1 protein-coding gene is annotated in these 727 nt (G+C 41.0%); it reads left to right on the top strand.

The features are described from left to right. The coding region (locus JKG61_RS22770; protein WP_202105307.1) for a TonB-dependent receptor plug domain-containing protein at positions 1 to 727 on the top strand (727 nt) is incomplete at both ends.

Here is a 727-nt window from a genome sequence, read left to right as displayed (position 1 = left end):
ATGATGGGACTTTTTCTTTTCGTGGAGTTTACCTCGAATCTGGCGTATTGCGCATTGGACATAATAAGCTTACTAAACCAATATATGTTCCATTTGACACTATTAATCGCGGACCTTTTATAATCAATCTACAGGAAGGCTTAGAAAGAGATACAAAACAAATTGATACTGTTGCTATCGTAGCAGAAACGGGTTATTTCAAAGTCCCTGAAGAAAGAGCTACAGGTTCGTTCGTTCATATTGACAATAAGTTGTTAAGTCGTACCGTAGGTTCCAATATCTTGGAGCGGTTAAATGGCGTGACTCGGGGATTGATTTTTAATAATAATCAGGTAGGGGCAACGACATTTGCTTCTAACAGGCCTTCGATGTCCATTCGTGGTATCAGTACTTTATTTGCTAATGCCGAGCCGCTTATCATTCTGGATAACTTTCCATTTGAAGGAGATATCAATACGATTAACCCAGAGGATATTGAATCCATTACGGTATTACAAGATGCCGCAGCTTCGTCTATTTGGGGAGCACGAGCTGGTAACGGTGTGATTGTACTGACATCTAAAAAGGGACGCTTTGAGCAGCCCCTCAAAGTGTCGGTTCGAACCGATATGTCTATCAGCGAAAAGCCAAATCTCTATTACAACCCTACAATACCTATGAATGAGGTTATCGATATCGAACGCTTTTTATACGGAGAGGGAGCTTGGGATGGAACCATCAACCAAAT

The sequence above is a fragment of the Sphingobacterium faecale genome (assembly GCF_016746095.1).
Classification (GTDB): domain Bacteria; phylum Bacteroidota; class Bacteroidia; order Sphingobacteriales; family Sphingobacteriaceae; genus Sphingobacterium; species Sphingobacterium faecale.
This window is presented reverse-complemented; position numbering and strand designations above follow the sequence as displayed.